Source organism: Nocardia sp. IFM 10818 (assembly GCF_054655275.1).
In genome coordinates this window covers 3,533,335-3,556,157 of record NZ_BAAHJH010000001.1, presented here as the reverse complement: position 1 = coordinate 3,556,157, position 22,823 = coordinate 3,533,335, and the positions used below count along the sequence as shown (strand labels likewise).

Sequence of the window (22,823 nt, the reverse complement as noted above, 5' to 3'; positions counted from 1 at the left end):
GTCCACTCGACACGCTCGGAGGAATGATGTCCAAAGTCGATCAGATCGTCGCCGGCCTTGGTGGCGTAGATAACATCGTCGAGGTCGAAGGCTGCATCACGCGCCTTCGCGTCGAGGTGAAGGACTCCGGTCTCGTCAAGGACGCTGACCTCAAGGCCGCCGGCGCCCACGGTGTCGTCAAGGCCGGTAACGCCGTGCAGGTCGTGGTCGGCCCGACCGCGGACGCCCTCGCCGACGACATCAACGATCTCCTCTGACCCGTCGTGAACACTCAGATCCTCGCGCCCCTGGACGGGCGCGCCATGCCGTTGTCCGAAGTTCCCGATCCGGTGTTCTCCGCGGAGATGGTCGGATCCGGCGTGGCCATCGAACCGCCGGACACCGATGAGTACATCACCGTGGTCGCCCCGATCGCGGGTGCGATCGTGAAGCTGCACCCGCACGCCGCGGTCATCGTGGACGATGCCGGGCGGGGTGTGCTGCTGCACGTCGGCATCGATACCGTCGGCAAGCCCGACATCTTCGAGGTGAAGGCCGCCGAGGGCGATCGCGTGCAGGCCGGCGACCCGCTGGTCATCTTCTCCCCCAATGCCATTCGCCGGCTCGGTCTGAGCGCCGCGGTGCCGGTGGTGGTGATGGATACCGCCCCCGGTTCCGCGCAGGACGCGGTCACCGGACCGGTCAGCACCGGCGCGGTGCTGTTCTCGATCTAGGCGCCCACCAGCAGACGACGTCAGCCGCAGCCGAATCGGGCTGCGGCTCAGTCATATCGGGGGTTGGTCGCGCCGATGCTCGGCCGCGCCGAGTCACGCCGACTATCGGTCGTGCGTGGCCTCAACCATTGTGCAGTTCAATGGGTTTGGAGCTGAGATCATGCTGCGGCTGGGCGTTGTCCCCGGCCGACACCGTCATGTAGACCTGGTACCGGTCGGCCCGGTACCAGGAATGCGCGTGTTCCACGCAGCGGTCCCGCGAGTAGGACATGCGATCGAAGGCCAGCAGCGGGGATCCGGTATCGGTGCCCAGCCAGCCCGCGTGCCGCTCGTCGGCGGCCACCGCGCGCACCGTCTGATCGGCGCGATCGACGGGGCAGTCGTATTCGTTGGCCATCAGCGAGTACAGCGATTGGGTGAGATCGCGATCGAGCAGTCCGGGCAGCAGATCGGCCCGGTACCAGCCGTCGTCGATGGAGATCGGCAGCCCGTCGGCCAGCCGCAACCGCACCAGGTGGAATGCCTTCTCATTGGCGTTGAGGCTCAGCGCGGTGGTCGACGCCGGCGGCGGCACGGCGTAATCGGTATGCAGCACAACGGTACTCGGCGTCCGTCCGAGCCGGCGCATATCCTCGCTGAAGGACGCCATGTGCAGCCGGGAGCGCGCCACCCGCTCGGCCACGAAGGTGCCCTTGCCCGGAATGCGGGTGATGACGCCCTCGGACTCCAGCTGCCCCAGCACCTCGCGCACCGTCATGCGGCTGACCCGGTAGTCGTCGCAGAGCTGACGTTCGCTGGGCAGCATCTCGCCCGGACGCAGCTTCGCGCACAGGGTCGTCAGCGCCGATCGCAGCTGCGCCTGCTTGGTTACGCGTCCCGCCACGTCATCCTCAGGTTTTCCGTTTCCCCCGCTCGCCGCGGGCTCATCGAGGCCTACTTCTCGTTGCGCGCCTTGGGGAATCGCTTCTGGCGGGCGACCCAGCCGGCCATCCTGGCCCAGTGGCTCTTCTCGGGGGTGACGATGGAGGTCAGCTCGCGGTCCCACTCGTCGGCCTCGGTGAGCCCGTCGATGGCCTCGACCAGCGCCTTGGCGGTGGCGAGATCGGCGACCACGCGATCACCGAGGATGCCGTCCTTGCCGACCAGCGTGACCCGCACGCCGATGCGCCCGATGGGCTGCAGCACCGCGGTCGCGGAACCGCCGTGCTCGGCGATGAACCCCTTGATGGAATCGACGATGGACGGCGACAACTTCACTGGTGCCGGTGCGGTGGTAGCGCTCATGTGAGGGAGTTTACCCATCGGTAAAGCAGAGTCCATGAGCCACCGCGAACCTCACACCGTGGCGGGGTGTACAAACGGATGATGCGCGCCATTCAGGTTTCCGAGCACGGTGGTCCCGAAGTCCTGCGGTCGGTCGAGGTTCCGGATCCGGAGATCGGTCCCGGGCAGTTGCTCGTGGAGACCGAGGCCATCGGGATCAACTTCATCGACACCTACATTCGCACCGGGCGGTATCCGCAGGCCGTGCCCTACATTCCGGGCGGCGAGGGCACCGGCGTCGTGGTGGCGATCGCGCCCGATGTCACCGAATTCAAGGTCGGCGATCGGGTGTGCTGGGCGGCGGCTCCGGGCAGTTACGCCGAGAAGGTGGCCGTGAACGCGGCCGTGGCGATTCCGGTGCCGGCCGGGGTGGAGGCGCCGGTCGCGGCTTCCATACTGCTGCAGGGCATGACGGCGCACTACCTGATCGAATCGATCTACAAGCCGGAGCCGGGCGAGACCGTGCTGGTGCACGCCGGGGCGGGCGGTGTGGGCCTGATCCTCACCCAGCTCCTCGCCGCGCGCGGCATCCGGGTGATCACGACGGTGTCCACCGATGACAAGGAGAAGCTCTCCCGGGAGGCGGGCGCCGCCGAGGTGTTGCGCTACGACGACGAGATCGCCACCCGCGTACGGGAACTCACCGACGGCGTGGGCGTCGCGGCGGCCTACGACGGCGTCGGCAAGGACACCTTCGAAGCCAGCCTCGCCTCCCTGCGGGTACGCGGCACCCTCGCGCTGTTCGGCGGGGCCAGCGGCCCGGTCCCCCCGTTTGACCTCCAGCGCCTCGCCGCCGCCGGCTCCCTGTTCGTGACCCGGCCGACCCTCGCCCACTACACCCGCGATCGCGCCGAATTGCTGTGGCGGGCAGGCGATATCCTCAACGCCCTCGCCGACGGGACACTGACCATCCGAATCGGCGCGACCTACCCCCTGTCCCAGGCCGAGCAGGCGCACCGCGATCTGGAAGGACGCAAGACGACCGGTTCGGTCGTCCTGCTCCCGTGAACACCCGGATTGCCGCTCAGCCCCCAACCTTGGTCCGAGCGGCAATTGCCCGGCGCGCCAGCATAATCCACCGCCGCCGCCGACCATCCGTCGCGGTATCGCCGGGCGAGGTGGCGGGACACCGCGCGCCGTCCCGAGGGGCAACGAAGTCTCCGGGCAGCCGACGAGGCCCTGGCGGGTCCGGTTTCGGCGCGGTGATCAGTAGTCTCGGCCGGTGAGGCCGCGGTAGACGAATCTGGTGAGGCCGTCGATGGCCTGCTGGTCGGTGAGGTCGACCGTGCCGTCGTCGACGGCCTGCAACAGGCCGGTGGTGAGCAGGAACATCATGGCGAGGCTGGCGTCGGGGGTGCTGGGGAGTCGCAGGCCCGCGGCGTCGAAGGCGTCGAGGTGGTCGGCGACATCGGCGCGTTGGTCGGCGGTGAAGCCGGCCATCATGCGGGCGAAGTCCTCGTTGACGAGGGCGGCCTGTTCCATGGCGCGGAAGACCGGCCAGTTCTCGCGGGCGGCGGTCCAGTAGCCGTGGATGTGGTAGCGGACCGCTTCCGGGTCGGTGAAGTCCGGGTTGTGGTCCGGATCGGCCGCGCGTGAATCGCCCGCGTCGGCAAGGTCTTTCAGCAAGGCTTGCAGGAGTTCTTCCTTGCTCGCGAAGTGGTTGTAGAACGATCCGGCGGCGCGTCCGGCGGCCGCGGTGATGTCGGTGATCTTCGTATTCAGATAGCCGCGCTCGGCGAACAATCGCCGTGCGGCGTCCTTGAGCGCCTGCTCGGTCTCGGCCGACTTCTCCCGGCGTCGTCCCGCCATTCCGGCATCACCTCCTTGACAGCGGAAACTACCACCCATAATACTGAATCTATCTTCAGTGAATCTAAATTCAGCGTTTGGAGTTGGCATGTCAGCGCAGGTTCTCATTGCGGGCGCCGGGCCCACCGGACTCACACTCGGCATCGATCTGGCGCGTCGCGGGGTCGCGGTGCGGATCGTGGATGCGGCCGCGACGTTCTTCGACGGGTCGCGGGGTGACGGGATTCAGCCGCGCACGCTCGAGGCGTTCCACGATCTCGGGGTGCTGGACGCGGTGCTCGCCGCGGGGTCTGCGCAGGCGCCGCTGCGGGCGTATTTGGGCGGGGAGTTCGTGGCCGAGCGGCGGATGACCGCATGGCGGGAGCCGACACCGGATGTCCCGTTTCCCAATCCGTGGGTGCTGGGGCAGTCCGATACCGAGGGCGTGCTGCGGGGGCGGCTGGCCGAGTTCGGGGTGAAGGTCGAATCGGGTGTGGCGCTGAGTGATTTCAGCGCGGACGACCACGGCGTCACCGCGACGCTCACGCACGAGGACAGCAGCACCGAGACGGTGCGGGTGGAGTACCTCGTGGGCGCGGACGGCGGGCGCAGCACCGTGCGCAAGGCGCTCGGGATCGCGTTCGAGGGCAGCACCGACGAATCGATACGCATGCTGCTCGGCGATGTGCGGGCCGATGCGCTCGATCACTCCTACGGGTACTGGTTCGCCGAACCGGATGCGCCCATGGCGGGAATCGCCATGACGCCGTTGCCCGGCGGGCGGAAGTTTCAGTTCGCCGCGCCGTTGTCGGGTGATTCCGGGACCGGCTTGGCGGTGCTGCAGGGCTATGTCGACCGGTTGTCGCGGCGCACGGACATCGTGCTCAGCGATCTCACCTGGTCCACGGTGTGGCGGCCGAATATCCGGCTGGCCGAACGTTTCCGGGTCGGGCGGGTGTTCCTGGCCGGCGATGCCGCGCACGCGCATCCGCCGACCGGCGGGCAGGGGTTGAACACCGGGGTGCAGGATGCCTACAACCTGGGCTGGAAACTCGCGGCGGCGCTGCGGAATCCCGGTGACGAGACCGATGCGCTGCTCGACACCTATGCGACCGAGCGGCGCGCGGTGGCGGCGAAGGTGCTCGGGTTGAGTTCGGAGATTCTGGACAAGACGGTCAATGGCGATGCGGATGCCATGTCGCGCGAGGGCACCCATCAACTCGATATCAGCTATCGGAATCTGGTGTCGCACAGTTCTGCCGACGACGGCATACTCCAGGCCGGGGACCGCGCTCCGGATGCGCCCCTGACAACCTCCACGGGTGAAACGGTCAGCCTGTTCGAGCTTTTCCGCGGTCCGCACGCGACCCTGCTCGTTTTCGGCGATACACCGGACCAGACCGGTTCGTCCGATCCCGGCCGTTCCGCGAAGTTGCCCGCGACGCAGATCCGGGTCGTCTCGATCGCCGGCCCCGATGCCGAACCGGCCGAGGGCGTCCTGGTCGATACGGGCGGTCACGCTCACCGGGCGTATTCCGCCACCCCCGGCACCCGCGCCCTGGTCCGCCCCGACGGCTACCTGGCCCTGCTCACCCGTCCCTGACCTCGTCATTGCACCGGTGCAGGCCATTGTCCGAATTCACCTGCACCAGTGCATGATCGCGACCGTTTCGCTCAGCAACCCGTGGGTAATACCGCCCGGGGGCGACTTCGGGCCGAAACGTGCAGAATGATCTTGCTGCCGCGCAAGACGATTCGCTGCAACCATGCAGGGCGACGCCGTAAGGTGGTCGCGGCGAGGAGGTCGGGCGGCCGCAGATGATGGCATCGGTCAGAGGGTGGTCTGGATGTTGGTGAAGGTCCGAAACGATGACCCGTCGCGGCTGTCGAGCACCGAGCGCACCGTCGTGAACTGGCTGAAGTCGTGGAGCGGGCCGCACGCCGTGCCCGGTATCGCGATCGTCCAGTGCCAGGACGCCGATGTGGTGGTGTGGACCCCGCAGACCTGCGTGGTGGTCGGCGTGCACGGTTTCACCGAACGCGTCACCGGCACCCTGTCCTGCGCCCGGGACCAGCCCTGGACAGTCGACGGCAAACCCGCCCCCATCGACGGCGATGCCGACCCCCTCGAACGCGTCCGCCGCCAAACCGTCTCCCTCGCCGGCCAGCTCCGCTCCGCCCCCGGCCGCGAACACGTCCCCGTCAGCGGCCTGGTCCTGCTGGTCCCCCAACTCGGCAGCCGCGTCAAACTCGACAAGGGCGCCCTCCCACCCGGCATCGACGTCCTCATCGGCGACGGCCCCTCCTCCCTGCGCGCCTACTTCACCAAACTCGCCGAAGGCGCCGAACCCGCCTGGGACTCCGCCCAAGTGGGCCAGGCCCTCGGCGCCCTCGGCTTCGCCGCCGCCGCCGGCTACTCCGACCTCATCTCCGAAGGCTTCCCCCAACCCGCCTCCGCCGCCGGCGCTCCCCTGCCGATTTCGGCCGCCCCCACCGTCCGAGTCCCCTCGGTCCCGGTCGAATCCCGCACCCCGCCGCCGACGCCTGCCGCCCCCGCACCTCCCACCCGGTCCGCTGAATCACGACGCCCGGACACCCCCGAGCCCGCTGCTCGAAGCGCCGAACCCGACCAACCCGCGGCTTCTCGCCCCGAGGCGGCTCCCCGCCCCGAATCTGCCGCCGCCCAACAGGTCCCACCCGCCCCCGAGTCCAAGTCCAAGTCCTCCCGCCCCCACCCGGCCGCCGCGGCCGCCGCGGGCGTAGCCGCCGCCGGCGCGGCAGCCGCCGCCTACCGCGCCGTCTCCGGCACCTCCGAACCGCACCGTTCCGATCCCGCGCCACAGCAACCCCCCGCCTACCCGGGCACTCCGCCGTCCTTCCCCCGCCCTACTCGCCCACCCCGCCGCTCCCTCGTCGACCGCCTCCGCGGCCGCCGCACCGAACAGCCCCTCCCACCCAACCTCCACCAATCCGACCCCCGCGCAACCCATTCCACCAACCAGCCGGCCGCCCCCGGCTTCCCCGTCTGGACCGACCGCCCCCACAGCGCCCAGGTCCCCACCACCCGCCGCCGCCGCGACCTCCCCATAGTCGGCGGCCTCATCCTCCTCTTCCTCATCCTCCTGATCACCGCCATGTGCGCCAGCCGCGGCTCCGGCAACGAAGACGACCGCGACCCCCGTCCCACCACCTCGATCCGCCAAACCCCAACCACCACCACCGATCCCACCATCCCCAGCACCACCATCGCCCCACCCTGCTTCCCTCTCCAGCCGGGCTGCTGACAGCGAACCGCTGCTGAGCCCGGGTCCGATCCGGAGGGCTGATCGGGCGGGAGACCGAGGAATGCGCGGGCTGCCCGGGCGAGGGTGGCGATTTCGGTGGCTGCTGCCAGTGTCGAGTCCTCGAACTGCGGGGATGTCGAGGCGGCGCATCGGCCGGCCGCCACATTGATCGAGCAGCTGCTCGAGCCGGAATCCGCTCCCGGTGCAGCGGGGTGAGCGGATTCGGGGTCAGGCCCAGCCGAAGAGGGTGTTGCCGATGGTGTTCCAGCCCAGCACCGAATCGACGGCCAGCCCGCAGAAGACGACGGCGAGATAGTTGTTGGACTGCAGGAACAGTCGCAGCGGCTTGACCGATTCACCGCGGCGCACACCGGAATACAGCTGGTGGGCCATCAGCAGGAACCAGGCGCCGGCCACCAGAGCCGTTGCGGCGTAGATGACGCCGGAGGCGGGAACCAGGGCGAAGGTGGCCAGCACGGTCAGCCAGGTGTAGATGACGATCTGCTTGGTGACCGTCTGCTCGGTGGCGACCACGGGCAGCATGGGCACGCCCGCCGCCTTGTAGTCCTCCTTGTAGCGCATGGCCAGCGCCCAGGTGTGCGGCGGTGTCCAGAAGAAGATGACCAGGAACAGCACGAGGGCGGGCCAGCCGATGGAACCGGTGGCGGCGGACCAGCCGACCAGGGCGGGCATACAGCCCGCGGCGCCGCCCCAGACCACGTTCTGGGAGGTGCGGCGCTTGAGGCCGAGGGTGTAGACGAAGACGTAGAACAGGATGGTCGCCACCACCAGCACGCCGCTGAGCAGGTTGGCCTGCCACCACAGCCAGGCGAAGGAGGCCAGGCCGAGGGTGATGCCGAAGACGGCGGCATTGCGGGTGGGGACGGCCTCGCGGGCCAGCGGGCGCTTGGAGGTGCGCTTCATGACCTTGTCGATGTCCGCGTCGGCGACACAGTTCAAGGTATTGGCGCTCGCCGCGCCCATCCAGCCGCCGAACAAGGTGGCGAGGATGAGGCGGATGTCCACAGTGCCGCGGTCGGCCAGCAGCATGGTGGGAATCGTCGCCACCAGCAGCAGCTCGATGACGCGCGGCTTGGTGAGCGCGATGTAGGCGAGGACTCGGCGGGTCGCCACCGACAGCGGTCCGCTGCCCGTGACGCGGTCGGCCAGCACCGTCCCGGAGGAGCCGTGAGCGCCACCCGGCTGTTGCCCAATCCGCACTGTTTCTCCTCGCACGCCGTGCATCTTTGATCCGGTCCGAACTAGCAGCGCGCTGGACTCGGCCCGATGCGGCGCGGCTACTACTACAGAGAATGGTAGACCCCCGCTGACCGTGCTCTCGTCCAGGTCCACCCCTTGCGTGCCCGCGCGTCCGTTGCACGGCAGCGGCGAATCGGCTTCGGGAGAGCCGGGACACACCGTCGCGATCCGCTCGTTCCGGGTCACGGACAGGTCCGCGCGCGGACACGAACATACGACACGGCGGCCGGTGAAAGCGGGTTCTTGTACGGCCGAGAATCGCCCACCTCTAGGGTGGTGGGTACATCGGTGCGTCGTCGTCGTTTCAGTTCGATCGGCGTCGTACCGGCCATCACCCCGCAGCGAACACCCGCCGCCCACAACCGCATCGTTGACGAGAAGGTCAGGAGAACCTCGGTCGTGTCAGTCACAGACGACATCCGCGCGCTCACTCAGCCGAACCATCCCACCGACTGGACCGAATTGGACACCAGAGCCGTCGACACGGCCCGTGTCCTCGCCGCCGACGCGGTGCAGAACGCGGGCAACGGCCATCCTGGCACCGCCATGAGCCTGGCGCCGTTGGCGTACACGCTGTTTCACCGCGTCATGCGCTTCGATCCGGCCGATCCGGAGTGGGTGGGCCGCGACCGGTTCGTGCTGTCCTGCGGTCACTCCAGCCTGACCCTGTACGTGCAGCTGTACCTGTCGGGCATGGGCCTCGAGCTCGACGATCTGGTCAATCTGCGCAAGTGGGGTTCGCTGACCCCGGGTCACCCGGAGTACCGGCACACCGCGGGCGTCGAGATCACCACCGGACCGCTGGGCCAGGGCCTGGCCTCGGCGGTCGGCATGTCGATGGCGTCGCGGCGGGAGCGCGGCCTGTTCGATCCGGAAGCGGCGCAGGGGCAGAGCGCGTTCGACCACTTCATCTACGTCATCGCCTCCGACGGCGATATCGAAGAGGGCGTCACCTCCGAAGCGTCCTCGCTGGCGGGCACCCAGCAGCTGGGCAATCTGATCGTCTTCTACGACGACAACAAGATCTCCATCGAGGACGACACCACCATCGCCCTCACCGAGGACACCGCCGAGCGCTACCGCGCCTACGGCTGGCACGTGCAGGTCGTCGAGGGCGGCGAGAACATCGTCGGCATCGAGAAGGCCATCGCGGAGGCCCAGGCCGTGACCGACAAGCCGTCGATCATCGTGCTGCGCACCATCATCGGCTACCCGGCCCCGAACAAGATGAACACCGGCGCGGCGCACGGCGCGGCCCTGGGCGGGGACGAGGTCGCCGCCACCAAGAAGATCCTGGGCTTCGATCCGGAGCAGAGCTTCGCCGTCGAGGACGCGGTCATCACGCACTCGCGCAATCTGGCCGCCGATCGCGGCAAGGCCGCGCGCGCCGCCTGGCAGGACCAATTCGACGCGTGGGCCGCGGCCAACCCGGAGAACAAGGCGCTGTTCGATCGCCTGCAGGAGCGCGCCCTGCCCGCGGGCTGGGCCGACGCGCTGCCCACTCACGAGGTCGACGCCAAGGGCACCTCCACCCGCAAGGCGTCCGGCAAGGTCCTGGCCGCCCTGGCCCCGGTGCTGCCGGAGCTGTGGGGCGGTTCGGCCGACCTCGCGGAGTCCAACAACACCACCATGCCGAACGTGCCGTCCTTCGGCCCGGAGTCGATCTCGACCGGCATGTGGAAGGCCAACCCGTACGGCCGCACCCTGCACTTCGGTGTGCGTGAGCACGCCATGGGCTCCATCCTGAACGGTATCGCGCTGCACGGACCGACCCGTCCGTACGGCGGCACCTTCCTGGTGTTCTCCGACTACATGCGGCCCGCCGTGCGCCTGGGCGCGCTCATGCGCACCCCGGTCGTCTACGTGTGGACCCACGACTCCATCGGCCTCGGCGAGGACGGCCCGACCCACCAGCCGATCGAGCACCTGGCCGCCCTGCGCGCCATCCCGGGCCTGAACGTGGTCCGCCCGGGCGACGCCAACGAGGTCACCTACGCCTGGCGCACCATCCTGGAACGCGATTCCGCCGAGCGGCATTCGCACTTCCTGGTCTCCGAGCCGCCGCATCAGGACGGCCCGTCCGCGCTGGCGCTGACCCGTCAGGACATTCCGGTCCTCGCGGGCACCTCCTACGAGGGCGTCCGCAAGGGCGGCTACATCCTGGCCGAATCCTCCACCGCCACACCGCAGGTGATCCTCATCGGCACCGGTTCGGAGCTGCACCTCGCGGTCGAGGCCCGCGCTACCCTCGAGGCACAGGGCATCGGAGCCCGCGTGGTGTCCATGCCGTGTGTGGAGTGGTTCGACGCGCAGGACCAGGCCTACCGCGACCAGGTGCTGCCGCCGTCGGTCAAGGCGCGCGTCACGGTCGAGGCCGGAATCGCCATGCCGTGGCACCGGTTCACCGGTGACAACGGCGAGAACGTGTCCATCGAGCACTTCGGCGCCTCGGCGGACTACAAGACCCTGTTCCGCGAGTTCGGCATTACCGCCGAGGCCGTTGTGGACGCTGCTACCCGCTCTCTCGCCAAGGTGAAGGGATAAGCAAACCAATGACTCAGAACACCAATACCGCGGCGCTGTCGGCCGCCGGTGTCTCGGTGTGGCTCGACGATCTGTCGCGCGGTCGCATCAAGTCCGGCAATCTGCAGGGCCTGATCGACACCCGCAATGTCGTCGGCGTCACCACCAACCCGACCATTTTCCAGGGCGCGCTCGCCAATGGCCACGACTACGACGAGCAGGTGCGTGAGCTCGCCGCCCGTGGCGCCGATGTGGATTCGGCCGTGCGCACCATCACCACCGACGACGTGCGCGCCGCCTGCGATGTGCTCGCGGAGGTCTTCACCGAGACCGGCGGGGTGGACGGCCGCGTGTCCATCGAGGTGGATCCGCGCCTGGCCTTCGACGAGGACGGCACGGTCGCCCAGGCGGTCGAGCTGTGGAAGATCGTGGACCGGCCCAATCTGTTCATCAAGATTCCCGCCACCGAGGCCGGTCTGCCGGCCATCACGCGGGTCATCTCCGAGGGCATCAGCGTGAACGTGACGCTGATCTTCTCGGTGCAGCGCTACATCGCGGTCATGGGCGCGTACCTGGACGGGCTCACCAACGCCAAGACCGCCGGGCACGATCTGGCCAAGATCCATTCCGTCGCTTCGTTCTTCGTCTCCCGCGTGGACACCGAGATCGACAAGCGGCTGGAGGCCATCGGCACCCCGGAGGCGCTGGCGCTGCGCGGCAAGGCCGGAATCGCCAACGCGCGCTTGGCCTATGCCGCCTACCAGGATGTGTTCGACGGCGGCAAGCACACCAATGTGTACGCGCGGCTGTCCTCCGCGGGCGGGAACAAACAGCGTCCGCTGTGGGCTTCCACCGGTGTGAAGAATCCGGAGTACTCCGACGTCATGTACGTCACCGAGCTGGTGGCGCCCAATACGGTGAACACGTTGCCGGAGAAGACCCTCGAGGCCGTCGCCGACCACGCCGAGATCACCGGTGACACCGTTTCCGGCACCGCCGCCGAGGCGCAGCAGGTCTTCGACGCGCTGACCGCGGTCGGCATCGATCTCGACGATGTGTTCGGCGTGCTGGAGACCGAGGGCGTCGACAAGTTCGTGAAGTCCTGGGAGGAACTGCTCGTCGCCACTACCGAGCAGCTGCAGGCGGCGGGGAGCAACTGACGGTGGCTTCCGGCGCGGCGACGACGGTCACGATGGGGAATCCGCTCCGCGATGGGCGCGACAGCCGGGTTCCCCATATCGCTGGACCGTGCAGCATGGTGATATTCGGGGTGACCGGTGACCTGTCGCGGCGCAAACTGCTGCCGGCCATCTACGACCTGGCGAACCGGGGGCTGCTGCCGCCCGGTTTCGCCCTGGTCGGGTTCGCGCGCCGCGATATGAGCGAGGACGAGTTCGCGCAACTCGTCCACGAATCGATCAGCGCTTCGGCGCGCACCCCCTTCCGGGAGGAGGTGTGGCAGCAGCTGAAGGAGGGATTGCGGTTCGTTCAGGGCACTTTCGAGAACGACGCGGCCTTCCACAGGCTGGCCACGACCCTCAAGGATCTGGATCGCGATCGCGGGACGGGCGGGAATTACGCCTTCTACCTGTCGATTCCGCCGGACGAGTTCCCGGTGGTGCTGGAGCAGCTGTCCAAGAACGGGCTGGCCTCGGCGGCGGCGTCCGCGCCGGGGCATCCGCTGCCGTGGCGGCGGGTGGTGATCGAGAAGCCGTTCGGTCACGACCTGGAGAGTGCGATCCAGCTGAATGCTCTGGTGAACGGGGTGTTCCCGGAGCAGTCGGTGTTCCGCATCGACCACTATCTGGGCAAGGAGACGGTGCAGAACATCCTGGCGCTGCGCTTCGCGAACCAGTTGTTCGATCCGATCTGGAATGCCAACTATGTCGACCATGTGCAGATCACCATGGCCGAGGACATCGGATTGGGCGGGCGCGCAGGCTATTACGACGGCATCGGCGCGGCCCGCGATGTGATCCAGAACCATCTGCTGCAGCTGCTGGCGCTGACGGCCATGGAGGAGCCGGTCAGCTTCCAGCCCAAGCAGTTGCAGATCGAGAAGATCAAGGTGCTCTCGGCCACCAAACTGGTCGCGCCCCTTGATGAGACGACCGCGCGCGGGCAGTACACCTCCGGCTGGCAGGGCAGCGAGCCGGTGGTCGGGCTGTTGCAGGAGGACGGGTTCGACCCGAACTCCAAGACCGAGACCTACGCCGCCATCACCCTCGCGGTGGAGACGCGGCGCTGGGCGGGCGTGCCGTTCTATCTGCGCACCGGAAAACGCTTGGGCCGCCGGGTCACCGAGATCGCGGTCGTGTTCAAGCGCGCCCCGCATCTGCCGTTCGACCAGACCATGACCGAGGAGCTCGGGCAGAACGCCCTGGTCATCCGGGTGCAGCCGGATGAGGGCATCACCATGCGATTCGGATCCAAGGTGCCCGGGTCCAGCATGGAAGTGCGCGACGTCAATATGGATTTCAGCTACGGCGAGGCCTTCACCGAGGACTCCCCCGAGGCCTACGAGCGGCTCATCCTGGATGTGCTGCTGGGCGTGCCGTCGCTGTTCCCGGTCAACGAGGAGGTCGAATTGTCCTGGCGCATCCTCGATCCCGTCCTCGAGCACTGGGCGGCCAACGGCCGGCCGGAGGCGTACGAGGCGGGCACCTGGGGCCCGGAATCCGCCGACAAGATGCTCGCGCGCAGCGGGCGGGAATGGCGGCGGCCGTGATCATCGATATGCCCGATACCGATACCCGCGAGGTATCGAAGCGGCTGGTGCAGCTGCGTGAGGCCAATGGCGTGATCACCATGGGCCGGGTGCTGACCCTGGTGGTGTGCACCCTGGACAGCTCCGAGGCCGAGGACGCCATCGACGCCGCCAATGACGCGAGCCGGGAGCATCCCTGCCGGGTGATAGTGCTGGCGCGTGGCGATCGCAAGGCCGACACCCGCCTGGACGCCCAGATCCGCGTGGGCGGGGATGCGGGCGCGGCCGAGGTGATAGTGCTCCGGCTGCAAGGCGATCTGGTGAGCCACGAGAGCAGCGTGGTCATTCCGTTCCTGCTGCCCGACACCCCCGTGGTGGCGTGGTGGCCGCGGGGCGCCCCGGAGTTCCCGTCCAAGGATTCGGTGGGGCGCTTGGCGACTCGCCGCATTACCGACGCCACCTTCGCGCCGGATCCGCAGGAGACCATCAAGAAGCGCCGCGCCTCGTACGCGCCCGGCGATACCGATCTCGCGTGGAGCCGCGTCACCTACTGGCGGGCGCTGCTGGCCTCCGCGCTGGACGAGGCGCCCTTCGAAGCCGTCGAGTCCGTGACGGTCTCGGGTCTGCGCGAGGAGCCGGCCCTGGACATGCTGGCCGGCTGGCTGGCCGCCCGCCTGTCCTGCCCCGTGATCCGCCGCACCGGTGAGCTGAAGGTGGAGTTGCGCCGCCCGTCGGTCAGCATCTCCATCGCCCGTCCGCAGCACGGCCGCACCGCGACCCTGACCCGCACCGGCGAACCCGACCAGCGTTTCGCGCTGGCCCGCCGCGAGACCAGGGACTGCCTTGCCGAGGAGCTGCGCCACCTCGACGCCGACGACATCTACGCCGAGGCCCTCACCGGAATCGAAAGGGTGACCTATGAGTAAGCCCGCCGTCGAAACCTTCGCCACCACGGACGAACTGGTGCGCGCCGCCGCGGCCCGCTTCGTCGCCGAGGTGGTGGAGGCGCAGCGCCTGCGGGGCTCGGCCTCGGTCGTGCTCACCGGCGGCGGCACCGGCATCAAGCTGCTGGAGTGGGTCCGCGAGGCGCCCGGCGATATCGACTGGTCCACGCTCGACATCTTCTGGGGCGACGAGCGTTTCCTGCCGGTCGGCGACCCGGAACGCAATGAGGTCCAGGCCCGCGCGGCCCTGCTCGACCACGTCCCGGTCGACCCGGCCCGCGTGCACCCCACCGAAACCTCCAGCGGCGACTACCCGGACCCGCTGGAGGCCGCCGGCGAGTACTCGGCGGCCGTGCACGCCCACCTCAACGAGTACGGCGCCTTCGACCTGCACCTGCTCGGCATGGGCGGTGAGGGACACGTCAATTCGCTGTTCCCGCACACCGATGCGACTCGCGAGGCGCACGAACTCGTGGTGGCCGAGACGCATTCGCCCAAGCCGCCGGCGGTGCGCATCACGCTGACGCTCCCGGCCATCCGCCGGTCCCGCCACGTGCTGCTCATCGTCTCCGGCGAGGCCAAGGCCGCGGCGGTCGCGGCGGCGCTCAACGGGGCGTCCCCGCTGGACATCCCGGCCGCGGGCGCCATCGGCAGCGAGTCCACCACCTGGCTGCTCGACGAGGCCGCCGCCGCCGACCTGCCCCGCTAGGCGCCGGCCGTGCCCGGCTGATTTCGCCGCGATCCTCCGCCCCGGTGCTCCCTGCACCGGGGCGGATCTTTTGCTGCCGGTCCGGCTCATGGCCGGCGGGCCGAGTAGTGCGCTACTCACGCATTGCGCCCGGCGGAGTTCTACGCTGGCCCTCGCGTGCCGAAGAGTCCGGCGCGGGAGGGGAAAGATCATGATCGATGTCATTACGCTGCGGGGAACCGGGGAATCGCGCAATGCCAACGGGACGCCGGCGGGGATGCTCGCCGATATCACCAAGCTGCTGGATACCGAGAAGTTCAGCTGTTTCGAACCGGATTGGCCCGCCTCGATCGGGCCGACTCCGGATGTGTGGGGGCCGTCGCTGGAGACTTCGGTGCGACTGGGCGTCGCGGCGGGGGTGCAGGCCATTCAGGATTCACCCAATGTGTGTGGGCTGCTGAGTTATTCGCTGGGCGGGATTGTCGCGAGCAAGATTCTCGAAGGGGTGGTCACGGGGGAATTCACCAATATCGATGGCTCGCCGCTGGAGATCGCGTTCGTGGTGAATATCGCCAATCCCATGCGGCGCCCGGGCGAATCCGTGGGGGATCTCTGTCCCACGAACACGTTCGGCCTGCACGGTATTCGCGGCGCGTGGCCGTTGGAGGTGGAGGTTCGCGAGTACGCGAATCCGGATGACATCATCACCTCCTCCCCCGCCAATTCGCCGCTGCGCATCCTGGATGCGGGCATCTCGCCGTTCTCCCTGGTGGAGGGCGCCCGGATCGGCGATCTCACCCAGGTGCTCCATGCCGAACTGCTGGAATTCCTGCTCAAGGACCCGATCGCCAATATCGATCGCTATGCCGCCGCATTACGCGGGCTGCTCGGGTACCTCACCCCGTGGCCCGATGGGCAGCACGTGCGGTACTCCGGGCACCACATGCCGGGCACCGGGGTGCTGTGGACGACCCATGCGGCCGACTATCTCAATGCCAACTTCTGAGGCCGTCTCGGTGCACAGTGCACGAGCGGAAGGGTGTCTGGTCCGGCAATCGGCCGAATTGCGTTGAACGCGATCCAATCCCGAATACCGGTGCCCTAGAGTCCGTGGCCACCACCGGATGGTGGAGTTACTCGGACTCAGGAACACCTATGCAAAGTCGCGTTTTCCGCACCTTTTTCACCCTCACCGCTGCCGCCTCGGCGGTCGTGCTCGCACTGCCGGGGACGGCTTCGGCAGCGGGGAACATCGATTTCGCGCCGAAGGTGGATTCGCCTTCGGGGGGCTCGTTTCCGTCGTGGGGACCGGGGCCCTCGCCGATCGGGACGGTGGGGGCGGACTTCACCGGGGATGGGATCACCGATGTGGTCGCGGCCGATTTCGGCGGGGACGGGCCGATCATGATGGCGGGCAAGGGGGACGGAACCTTCGCGACCGGGACGCGGGTGGGGTCGGCCGGCAATGGGTACGGCGCGGTGGGGGTCGGGGATCTCAATGGCGACGGGCGCACCGATGTGGTGGCGCAGGCGTGGACCTCGATCGCGGTGTTCCTCAACAATGGCGACGGGACGTTCAAGGCCGGGCAGAAGTACACGACGCTGGAGGGCGCGCAGCAGGAGGTGATCGTGGCCGATGCCAATGGGGACGGTAAGGCCGATGTGCTGAGCCTGGTCCCGACCGGGGTGAAGACCTGGCTCGGCAAGGGCGACGGCACGCTCAACGGCGGCGCGACGGCCATCATCGCCGGGCCGGCGGCGGCGTTCACGGTCGGGAAGTTCAATGCCGACAACAGCATCGACATCGCGATCAACAATGATCTGCTGCAGCAGGTGGAGGTGTTCACCGGTAATGGCGACGGCAGTTTCACGCGCACCGGCGGCAGCACCAGCGGGCTGATCACCGAGGATGTCCGCGCCGGCGATTTCGACGGCGACGGCATCGACGATGTGATCACCGCCGACTCGTTCTCCTTCAGCACCACGGTGCTGATCTCCGACGGAGCGGGCGACTTCCGCGACACCCACCGCATCACCCTCTCCGGCCTGGGCCCCACCAGCATCGCGGTCGGGGACTTCAACCGTGACGGCACGCTCGATGCGGCCATGTCCGCGGTGCTCGACTCGAAGATGGTCATCTTCACCGGCAATGGTGACGGCACCGTCGCCAAGACCGGTGATCACGCGGTGACTTCGCAGCCGCAGACGCCGGTGATCGCCGATTTCGATCGCGACGGCAAGCTCGACATCGTGGTCGCGGGGGCCGCCAATGCGGTGTCGTTCCTGAAGAACATCTCCTGATCCGGTCGGGGCCGGTCCGCCAGGGCGGTCCGGCCCCACTCGATCACGGCCGATTTCCCCGCGCACGAAAGTCGTTGGACAGCAGGCCACTCGGATGGACTAATGTTCGGCAACCGAGCGGATCGCACCTCGGCGGGCCGGGTGCGGGTGGGGCATAGGAGAGATCGGGCGTGCTCGAGACGGGTGAGGTCTTCGCCGGATACACCATCGAACGGAGACTGGGCCGGGGCGGGATGGGGTCGGTGTATCTGGCTCAGCATCCGCGACTGCCGCGCAAGACGGCGTTGAAGCTGCTGAACCCGGATATGTTCGGCGATGCCGAGGTGCGGGCGCGATTCGAGCGGGAAGCGGATCTGGTTGCGCGGCTGGATCACCCGAATGTGGTGGCGGTATACGACCGGGGCGTCGAGGGGGATCGGCCGTGGATCTCCATGCAGTACGTGGACGGAGTGGACGCGGCGACGGTGGATCCGCTCACCCTGCATCCGAAGCGGGCGATGCAGATCGTGACGGCAACGGCCGCGGCGCTGGACTACGCGAGCGGAGCCGGTGTCCTGCACCGTGATGTGAAGCCGGCCAATATTCTCCTGGCTCGCTCGAAGGGCGGCGAAGAGCGGGTCTTCCTGACCGACTTCGGCATTGCGCGACTGCGGGAGGACAGCGCGCAACTGACCCGGACCGGGACATTCACTGCCACCCTGGAATTCGCATCCCCGGAGCAGCTCACCGGCCAGCCGCTGGACGGGCGGTCCGATCAATACGCCCTGGCCTGCACACTGTTCTGGTTGCTGACCGGCCGAACCCCTTACAGCTCACCGCAACCCACGGAGGTGATTCGCGGGCATCTCCAGGAAACGCCGCCCTCGGTGCGCCGATGGCGGCCGGAAGTGCCCTCCGCCCTCGATACCGTCCTGCACCGAGCCCTGGCGAAACGGCCCGCGGAACGCTACGGATCGTGCACCGAATTCGCCCGCGCCGCAAAGCGGGCGCTGACAGCCGCAACCGGGAACGACTCGCCGACGACGTCGGTTCCGGACGCCGCGGTGGATGCGCGGGCGGGCTACGGCGCGAGTCGGCAGAGCCCGAGCGGGCACGCCGGTTCCCCGCCGCCGCCCCGGCCCGGACCCTTTCCACCCGCCGGACCATTGCCCGGCCACCGCGTCCCACCCGGATCTCCCCGGCCATCCGGCACCGGCGTGATCGTGGGTCTGTGCATCGGCCTGATGATCGCCATCCTGCTCGCCGTGGGGGTATTCCTCGTGCTCGCAGACGATTCCGCCGCCGGGCCGGCTGTCGGCTCCATGGCCGTCGTGAGCGAGATGCGCACCGGCCCGCGGGGCTCGACGCCGCTCAGGGGGTAGCGACCGGCTCGCCCGGCCGGACGCTCGCGCCGGGCCGTTCGGGCACGGCGTCCCCGGGGCCCACGATCGTCCGGAATCCGGCGGCAATGCAGTCGGCGAGCGCACCGAGGTCCGGCACCGCCGCTGTATCGGCATTGATTCCGACGCAGCACATGCCCGCGTGCGATACCAGCGTCACGTTCAGCGATGTGCCCGTGGTGGGGCCGAAAGCGTAGATGCGTTCGATCTCGGCGCCCGCCACATAGAGCGGGACCGGGGATCCGGGCACATCGGAGGCGACCAGATCGACGTGTTTGAACATGTCGGTGAGGAGGCCGATCGGCAGCCGGTTGAAGGCGGCGGCGACGGCATTCGACAGCGGGATGGCAGGTTCCTGCCGCCACATGCGGACTATGGCGTCGAGTTCGCGTTCGAGCGCGACCGGGCCGGTGTCGCCGAGCGGCACTTCGAAGCGGGCCAGCGTGATGCGGTTGCCGCCGAGCGGATCCCCGTCCTTGCGCAGGCTGATGGGCATGGCCACGCGCAGCCCGGGCAGGTGCGCCCCGTGCCGATCATGGTAGGCGCGGATGCCGAGCAACACCGCGGCGAGAAAGGCGTCGTTCGTGGTGCATCCGGCTCGGTGCGCACCCGTTCGCAAGTCGTCGAGCGGCACCTCGAGCACCGCCATGGCCCGCCCGAGACCGCGCCCGGTCATCAGCGGGGACAGCGTGCGGGTGATGGGCCGCACCAGGCGCAGCAGCGAACCGCCCAGGGCGAGGCCGTCGCGCACCGCTCGCGCGGGATCGGTGGCGACCCGGCCGAGAACGGGCAGCGCCGCGGCGACCCCGCCGCGCATGAGATCGACCGCCAGCGCCGAGTTCCAGGACACGATGTCGCCGAGCACTCCCGCGCCATCGGCTTCCGGTTCCGGGACCGGTTCGCGTTCGGTGCCGGCGCGAACGAGATCGAGCATCTCCCCGGCGATCCGGATGCCGCCGATGCCGTCGGTCAGGCTGTGGTGCACCTTGAAGACCAGTGCGGTCCGCCCCTGGGCCAGGCCCTCGAGCAGGGTGAACTGCCACAGCGGCCGGGCCGGGTCGAAGGCGGTCATCGCCTCGACGCGCGCGAATTCCAGCACGGCGGCGAACTCGCCCGGCGGCGGCAGTGCGATGCGGCGCAGGTGCCATCGCACATCGAATTCGCGATCGGGGATCCAGCGCGGCGGCGCCAGCCCGAACGGCACGGCGGTCAGCCGGTGCCGGAATCGCGGCACGGCGCGGGTGCCCCGGTCGATCATGCGCACCAGGCGATTCCAGTCCGGTGACCGATCCAGTACGAGGACGGAGACAATGGTCGAGCGCAAGGCCGGATCCTGTTCCATGCTCCAGGTGAACAGGTCCGATTGCGTCATATGGGATTCACGCGAACCCATGGCCTTCTACTTTCGCGATCGATACGTGCGGCCGGACGGCCGACGTAGCGTTTCCCTTCACTGTGCGCCCGCTCACGGACGCACAGCAGGGGCGAAAGTCCTTGCGGGAGACCCTGGATCCCGGTCCCGCGCTACCAGCTGGAGACGAAGGCGCGCAGCACCAGCACCACGATGAACACCACCGTGAACGCCAGGTCGATCTGGATATCGCCCAGCCGGATCGGTTTGAGCACGCCGCGCACCGGTGCGATGACGGGTTCGGTGCAGCGGTGGGTGAAATCGCGGGCCTTGAGCGCCCACGGGGCGGGGGTGCCGGTGGACAGGGTCACGATCCAGTCCAGGATCAGCCGCGCGATCAGCAGGAGAAGGAAGATACCGAGTATTAATCCGAGCAGGTCTCCGATGAGACTCATGGCGACTCCTTCACAGTGGCTGCGCCGTCGGTCTTACCCATACCAACGTGCGTGACGTACTCGAAAGTGCCACGCCGGTCCGTTTCTCATGGGATTTTCAGATCGAATCGAGGCGGGCCGGTCAGCGGGTGGACCACTCCTGGCGGAGGTGGTCGAGGATGACCGGGTGCAGCAGGGTCGAGACATCGGCGCTGCCGGCGCGGCGATCGGGCGGGAAGACGGTAGCGGCGGTCAGCACGGCATTGTCGAGCGAGCGCGGCCGCGCGGTCGGGGCGAGCTCCAGGCGAGCGGGCGCGTCGCGGGTGGCGAGGATGAAACCCCAGTCACCGAAGCTGGGGACATTGAGATGGTAGGGCGTGGTGTCGAGCCCGGCGGCGCGCACGGTCGCCGCGATGCACCAGAAGGATTTGGGGGCGTAGAACGGCGACCCGGATTGGATGACGGCCGCGCCGCCGGGTTCCAGGGCGCGGGCGAGCAGGCCGTAGAACTCCTTGGAGTACAGCTTGGCGATGGAGGTCTGGTCCGGGTCCGGGAAGTCGACGATGGCGGCGTCGAAGCGGCAGGCGCAGTCGCGCAGCCAGCTGAAGGCGTCGGCGTGGACGACGGTGACGCGGGGATCGGCGAAGGCATTGCGGTTGAGTTCGGTGAGGGTGTCGAAGGTGCGGGCCAGGCGGGTCATGGCGGGGTCGAGTTCGACCAGGGTGACGGTTTCGACATCCGGGTAGGTGAGGATCTCGCGCACCGCCAAGCCGTCACCGCCGCCGAGCACCAGCACGTTCCGACGTTGCCGCGCCAGCGCGGGGTGCACCAGGGCCTCGTGGTAGCGATACTCGTCGACGGAGGAGAACTGCAGGTCGCCATTGAGGTAGAGGCGGGTGTCCTTGGTGCGGAACGGGGAGGCCGCCTCGGTGAGGACAATGCGCTGATACGGCGATTGCTCGCTGTGCACGATGGGATTCGCGAACAGGGCCTGCTCGGCGGTGGCCTCGAACTTGTCGGCGTAGAGGTAGCTCGCGCCCAGGGCGGCGGCGACGGTGACGGCGGCCGCGCCCAGCAGGCCGCGGGCCACGGGGCGCAGGTCGTGCCGGAATACGGTGAATACCAGGACAAGTCCCGCAAGGGCGTTCACGGCTCCGACGACCAGCGCGCCGCGAATCTGACCGAACGCGGGGAGCAACAGGAAGGGAAAGGCCAGGCCGCCCAGCAGCGCCCCGATGTAGTCGGCCGCGAACAGGTCGGCGACCGCGGAGCTCGCGGCTTGTTGCCGAATCCGCTGCAGCAGCACCATGAGCAGCGGAATCTCCGCGCCCACGAGGCCGCCGATAATGAGCGCGACCAAGATCAGCGCGCCGGTGTAGATCTTCAACCAGGCGAACGCGGCGTAGAGCACGATGACCGAGAATCCCCCGAGGCAGGCCAGCAGCAGCTCCACGGCCGCGAAAGCCGCTGCCGCCCAGCGCTGCAAGGGTTTCGCGGCCAGCGCGCCCACGCCCATGGCGAAGATCATGACGCTGAGCACGATCGACGCCTGCACGGCGGTATCGCCGATGAGGAAGCTGCCGAGGGTGACCAGCGCCAGCTCGTACACCAGACCGCAGGCCGCGCACACGAAGACGGTCAGCAGCAGTCCGAGGCGAGCCGCCCGCCGCCGTAGCGGAATCGCTTCCGGCACTACGTCAGGCCCGCGGAGACGACCAGCGCCACCGCGATGTGCACCGCCGCCGACACCCACACCGCGGGATTGCGCCCATTGGCATCGACCAGCATCTCCCCCAGTTCCCCGGGCGTGAGCAGATCCAGCAGCACGAAAGCCACGCCCATGGCGATCAATCCGATGACGGCGTACACGGCGCTGGCGGCCAGCGCCCGCCCGATACTGCCCTCGGAGGTCCAGATGGCGGTCGCCACAATGATTCCCACGCCCAGCATGTTGGACGCGGTCAGCAGCGCGGCATTCGGGTTCCGGTCGATCCAGATCTGATGCCGCAGATTCCCGGGCGTGATCATATCGACCAGCACGAAGCCCAACGCCATCAAGACGATCCCGACGACGCTGTAGGCCAGTGCCGCTCCCCCGTCGCGAGCCAGATCGGCAAGCATGTCCATC

General features: G+C 68.6%; 21 protein-coding genes. 13 read left to right on the top strand and 8 right to left on the bottom strand.

Features of this window, described 5'->3' with window-relative positions; translation table 11 throughout:
* The first annotated feature begins 26 nt into the window (after positions 1-26).
* A complete protein-coding gene (locus ACYQ5L_RS16260) occupies positions 27-257 on the top strand; it encodes a PTS sugar transporter subunit IIB (protein WP_459963442.1) in 231 nt (76 codons plus the stop codon).
* A gap of 6 nt (positions 258-263) precedes the next feature.
* Positions 264-713, top strand: a complete 450-nt coding sequence (locus ACYQ5L_RS16255) for a PTS sugar transporter subunit IIA (protein WP_459958388.1) — start codon at positions 264-266, stop codon at positions 711-713.
* Between the two features lie 121 nt (positions 714-834).
* On the opposite strand, the gene ACYQ5L_RS16250 is transcribed toward ACYQ5L_RS16255, so the two are convergent.
* Together ACYQ5L_RS16250 and ACYQ5L_RS16245 are read right to left on the bottom strand one after the other, a co-directional pair.
* On the bottom strand, positions 835-1,596 hold the full coding sequence (locus tag ACYQ5L_RS16250; RefSeq protein ID WP_459958386.1) for a GntR family transcriptional regulator: 762 nt from the start codon (positions 1,594-1,596) through the stop codon (positions 835-837).
* A 50-nt stretch (positions 1,597-1,646) separates the two neighbouring features.
* Entirely contained in the window at positions 1,647-1,997 is a 351-nt protein-coding gene (locus ACYQ5L_RS16245) for a hypothetical protein (RefSeq protein ID WP_459958383.1), read from the bottom strand.
* Between the two features lie 81 nt (positions 1,998-2,078).
* Here ACYQ5L_RS16245 and ACYQ5L_RS16240 point away from each other — a divergent pair, with 81 nt between their 5' ends.
* Complete coding sequence (locus ACYQ5L_RS16240; RefSeq protein ID WP_459963441.1) at positions 2,079-3,044, top strand: quinone oxidoreductase family protein; 966 nt, start codon at positions 2,079-2,081, stop codon at positions 3,042-3,044.
* Positions 3,045-3,242: 198 nt separating this feature from the next.
* Here the strand turns inward: ACYQ5L_RS16240 and ACYQ5L_RS16235 are convergent, their stop codons facing one another.
* A complete protein-coding gene (locus ACYQ5L_RS16235) occupies positions 3,243-3,845 on the bottom strand; it encodes a TetR/AcrR family transcriptional regulator (protein WP_459958381.1) in 603 nt (200 codons plus the stop codon).
* An 88-nt stretch (positions 3,846-3,933) separates the two neighbouring features.
* On the opposite strand from ACYQ5L_RS16235, the gene ACYQ5L_RS16230 reads away from it, so the two are divergent.
* Together ACYQ5L_RS16230 and ACYQ5L_RS16225 are read left to right on the top strand one after the other, a co-directional pair.
* Complete coding sequence (locus ACYQ5L_RS16230) at positions 3,934-5,427, top strand: FAD-dependent monooxygenase (RefSeq protein WP_459958378.1); 1,494 nt, start codon at positions 3,934-3,936, stop codon at positions 5,425-5,427.
* 244 nt (positions 5,428-5,671) lie between these two features.
* Positions 5,672-7,108 (top strand): hypothetical protein, encoded by a 1,437-nt coding sequence (locus tag ACYQ5L_RS16225; protein WP_459958374.1) that lies wholly within the window; start codon positions 5,672-5,674, stop codon positions 7,106-7,108.
* A 228-nt stretch (positions 7,109-7,336) separates the two neighbouring features.
* Here the strand turns inward: ACYQ5L_RS16225 and ACYQ5L_RS16220 are convergent, their stop codons facing one another.
* On the bottom strand, positions 7,337-8,329 hold the full coding sequence (locus ACYQ5L_RS16220) for a heme o synthase (RefSeq protein WP_459958371.1): 993 nt from the start codon (positions 8,327-8,329) through the stop codon (positions 7,337-7,339).
* 438 nt (positions 8,330-8,767) lie between these two features.
* Here ACYQ5L_RS16220 and tkt point away from each other — a divergent pair, with 438 nt between their 5' ends.
* From tkt to ACYQ5L_RS16180, 8 genes are all read left to right on the top strand, one after another.
* Positions 8,768-10,912: a transketolase gene (gene tkt / locus ACYQ5L_RS16215; protein ID WP_459958368.1), complete on the top strand. Its 2,145-nt coding sequence runs from the start codon at positions 8,768-8,770 to the stop codon at positions 10,910-10,912.
* Between the two features lie 8 nt (positions 10,913-10,920).
* Positions 10,921-12,051 (top strand): transaldolase, encoded by a 1,131-nt coding sequence (gene tal, locus ACYQ5L_RS16210; protein ID WP_459958365.1) that lies wholly within the window; start codon positions 10,921-10,923, stop codon positions 12,049-12,051.
* Between the two features lie 32 nt (positions 12,052-12,083).
* Positions 12,084-13,619, top strand: coding sequence for a glucose-6-phosphate dehydrogenase (gene zwf, locus ACYQ5L_RS16205; protein WP_459958362.1), 1,536 nt, complete (start codon positions 12,084-12,086; stop codon positions 13,617-13,619).
* Positions 13,616-14,524 (top strand): glucose-6-phosphate dehydrogenase assembly protein OpcA, encoded by a 909-nt coding sequence (opcA, locus tag ACYQ5L_RS16200; protein ID WP_459958359.1) that lies wholly within the window; start codon positions 13,616-13,618, stop codon positions 14,522-14,524. Before zwf ends, opcA begins: the two co-directional genes overlap by 4 nt.
* A complete protein-coding gene (gene pgl, locus ACYQ5L_RS16195) occupies positions 14,517-15,251 on the top strand; it encodes a 6-phosphogluconolactonase (protein WP_459958356.1) in 735 nt (244 codons plus the stop codon). Before opcA ends, pgl begins: the two co-directional genes overlap by 8 nt.
* A gap of 190 nt (positions 15,252-15,441) precedes the next feature.
* Positions 15,442-16,236, top strand: a complete 795-nt coding sequence (locus ACYQ5L_RS16190) for a hypothetical protein (protein WP_459958352.1) — start codon at positions 15,442-15,444, stop codon at positions 16,234-16,236.
* A 149-nt stretch (positions 16,237-16,385) separates the two neighbouring features.
* Positions 16,386-17,531, top strand: coding sequence for an FG-GAP repeat domain-containing protein (locus tag ACYQ5L_RS16185; RefSeq protein WP_459958348.1), 1,146 nt, complete (start codon positions 16,386-16,388; stop codon positions 17,529-17,531).
* A 170-nt stretch (positions 17,532-17,701) separates the two neighbouring features.
* On the top strand, positions 17,702-18,892 hold the full coding sequence (locus ACYQ5L_RS16180; RefSeq protein ID WP_459958345.1) for a serine/threonine-protein kinase: 1,191 nt from the start codon (positions 17,702-17,704) through the stop codon (positions 18,890-18,892).
* Here the strand turns inward: ACYQ5L_RS16180 and ACYQ5L_RS16175 are convergent.
* From ACYQ5L_RS16175 to ACYQ5L_RS16160, 4 genes are all read right to left on the bottom strand, one after another.
* The gene (locus ACYQ5L_RS16175; RefSeq protein ID WP_459958343.1) at positions 18,882-20,303 is read right to left on the bottom strand and encodes a wax ester/triacylglycerol synthase domain-containing protein; all 1,422 of its coding nucleotides are present in this window, start codon (positions 20,301-20,303) and stop codon (positions 18,882-18,884) included. The genes ACYQ5L_RS16180 and ACYQ5L_RS16175 overlap by 11 nt on opposite strands.
* 131 nt (positions 20,304-20,434) lie before the next feature.
* Positions 20,435-20,716, bottom strand: coding sequence for a YggT family protein (locus ACYQ5L_RS16170; protein WP_379193580.1), 282 nt, complete (start codon positions 20,714-20,716; stop codon positions 20,435-20,437).
* Positions 20,717-20,837: 121 nt separating this feature from the next.
* The gene (locus ACYQ5L_RS16165; protein ID WP_459958338.1) at positions 20,838-22,388 is read right to left on the bottom strand and encodes a polyamine aminopropyltransferase; all 1,551 of its coding nucleotides are present in this window, start codon (positions 22,386-22,388) and stop codon (positions 20,838-20,840) included.
* Positions 22,388-22,816, bottom strand: a complete 429-nt coding sequence (locus tag ACYQ5L_RS16160; RefSeq protein ID WP_459958335.1) for a DUF350 domain-containing protein — start codon at positions 22,814-22,816, stop codon at positions 22,388-22,390. Before ACYQ5L_RS16160 ends, ACYQ5L_RS16165 begins: the two co-directional genes overlap by 1 nt.
* Positions 22,817-22,823: the final 7 nt, after the last annotated feature.

What these genes read in the sequence shown, in the direction of transcription:
- ACYQ5L_RS16260 (WP_459963442.1), top strand. Translation starts at nt 27, where the DNA reads ATGTCCAAAGTCGATCAGATCGTCGCCGGCCTTGGTGGCGTAGATAAC.
- ACYQ5L_RS16245 (WP_459958383.1), bottom strand. Translation starts at nt 1,997, where the DNA reads ATGAGCGCTACCACCGCACCGGCACCAGTGAAGTTGTCGCCGTCCATC.
- ACYQ5L_RS16240 (WP_459963441.1), top strand. Translation starts at nt 2,079, where the DNA reads ATGCGCGCCATTCAGGTTTCCGAGCACGGTGGTCCCGAAGTCCTGCGG.
- ACYQ5L_RS16235 (WP_459958381.1), bottom strand. Translation starts at nt 3,845, where the DNA reads ATGGCGGGACGACGCCGGGAGAAGTCGGCCGAGACCGAGCAGGCGCTC.
- ACYQ5L_RS16230 (WP_459958378.1), top strand. Translation starts at nt 3,934, where the DNA reads ATGTCAGCGCAGGTTCTCATTGCGGGCGCCGGGCCCACCGGACTCACA.
- ACYQ5L_RS16225 (WP_459958374.1), top strand. Translation starts at nt 5,672, where the DNA reads ATGTTGGTGAAGGTCCGAAACGATGACCCGTCGCGGCTGTCGAGCACC.
- tal (WP_459958365.1), top strand. Translation starts at nt 10,921, where the DNA reads ATGACTCAGAACACCAATACCGCGGCGCTGTCGGCCGCCGGTGTCTCG.
- zwf (WP_459958362.1), top strand. Translation starts at nt 12,084, where the DNA reads ATGGGGAATCCGCTCCGCGATGGGCGCGACAGCCGGGTTCCCCATATC.
- pgl (WP_459958356.1), top strand. Translation starts at nt 14,517, where the DNA reads ATGAGTAAGCCCGCCGTCGAAACCTTCGCCACCACGGACGAACTGGTG.
- ACYQ5L_RS16190 (WP_459958352.1), top strand. Translation starts at nt 15,442, where the DNA reads ATGATCGATGTCATTACGCTGCGGGGAACCGGGGAATCGCGCAATGCC.
- ACYQ5L_RS16185 (WP_459958348.1), top strand. Translation starts at nt 16,386, where the DNA reads ATGCAAAGTCGCGTTTTCCGCACCTTTTTCACCCTCACCGCTGCCGCC.
- ACYQ5L_RS16175 (WP_459958343.1), bottom strand. Translation starts at nt 20,303, where the DNA reads ATGGGTTCGCGTGAATCCCATATGACGCAATCGGACCTGTTCACCTGG.
- ACYQ5L_RS16170 (WP_379193580.1), bottom strand. Translation starts at nt 20,716, where the DNA reads ATGAGTCTCATCGGAGACCTGCTCGGATTAATACTCGGTATCTTCCTT.
- ACYQ5L_RS16160 (WP_459958335.1), bottom strand. Translation starts at nt 22,816, where the DNA reads ATGCTTGCCGATCTGGCTCGCGACGGGGGAGCGGCACTGGCCTACAGC.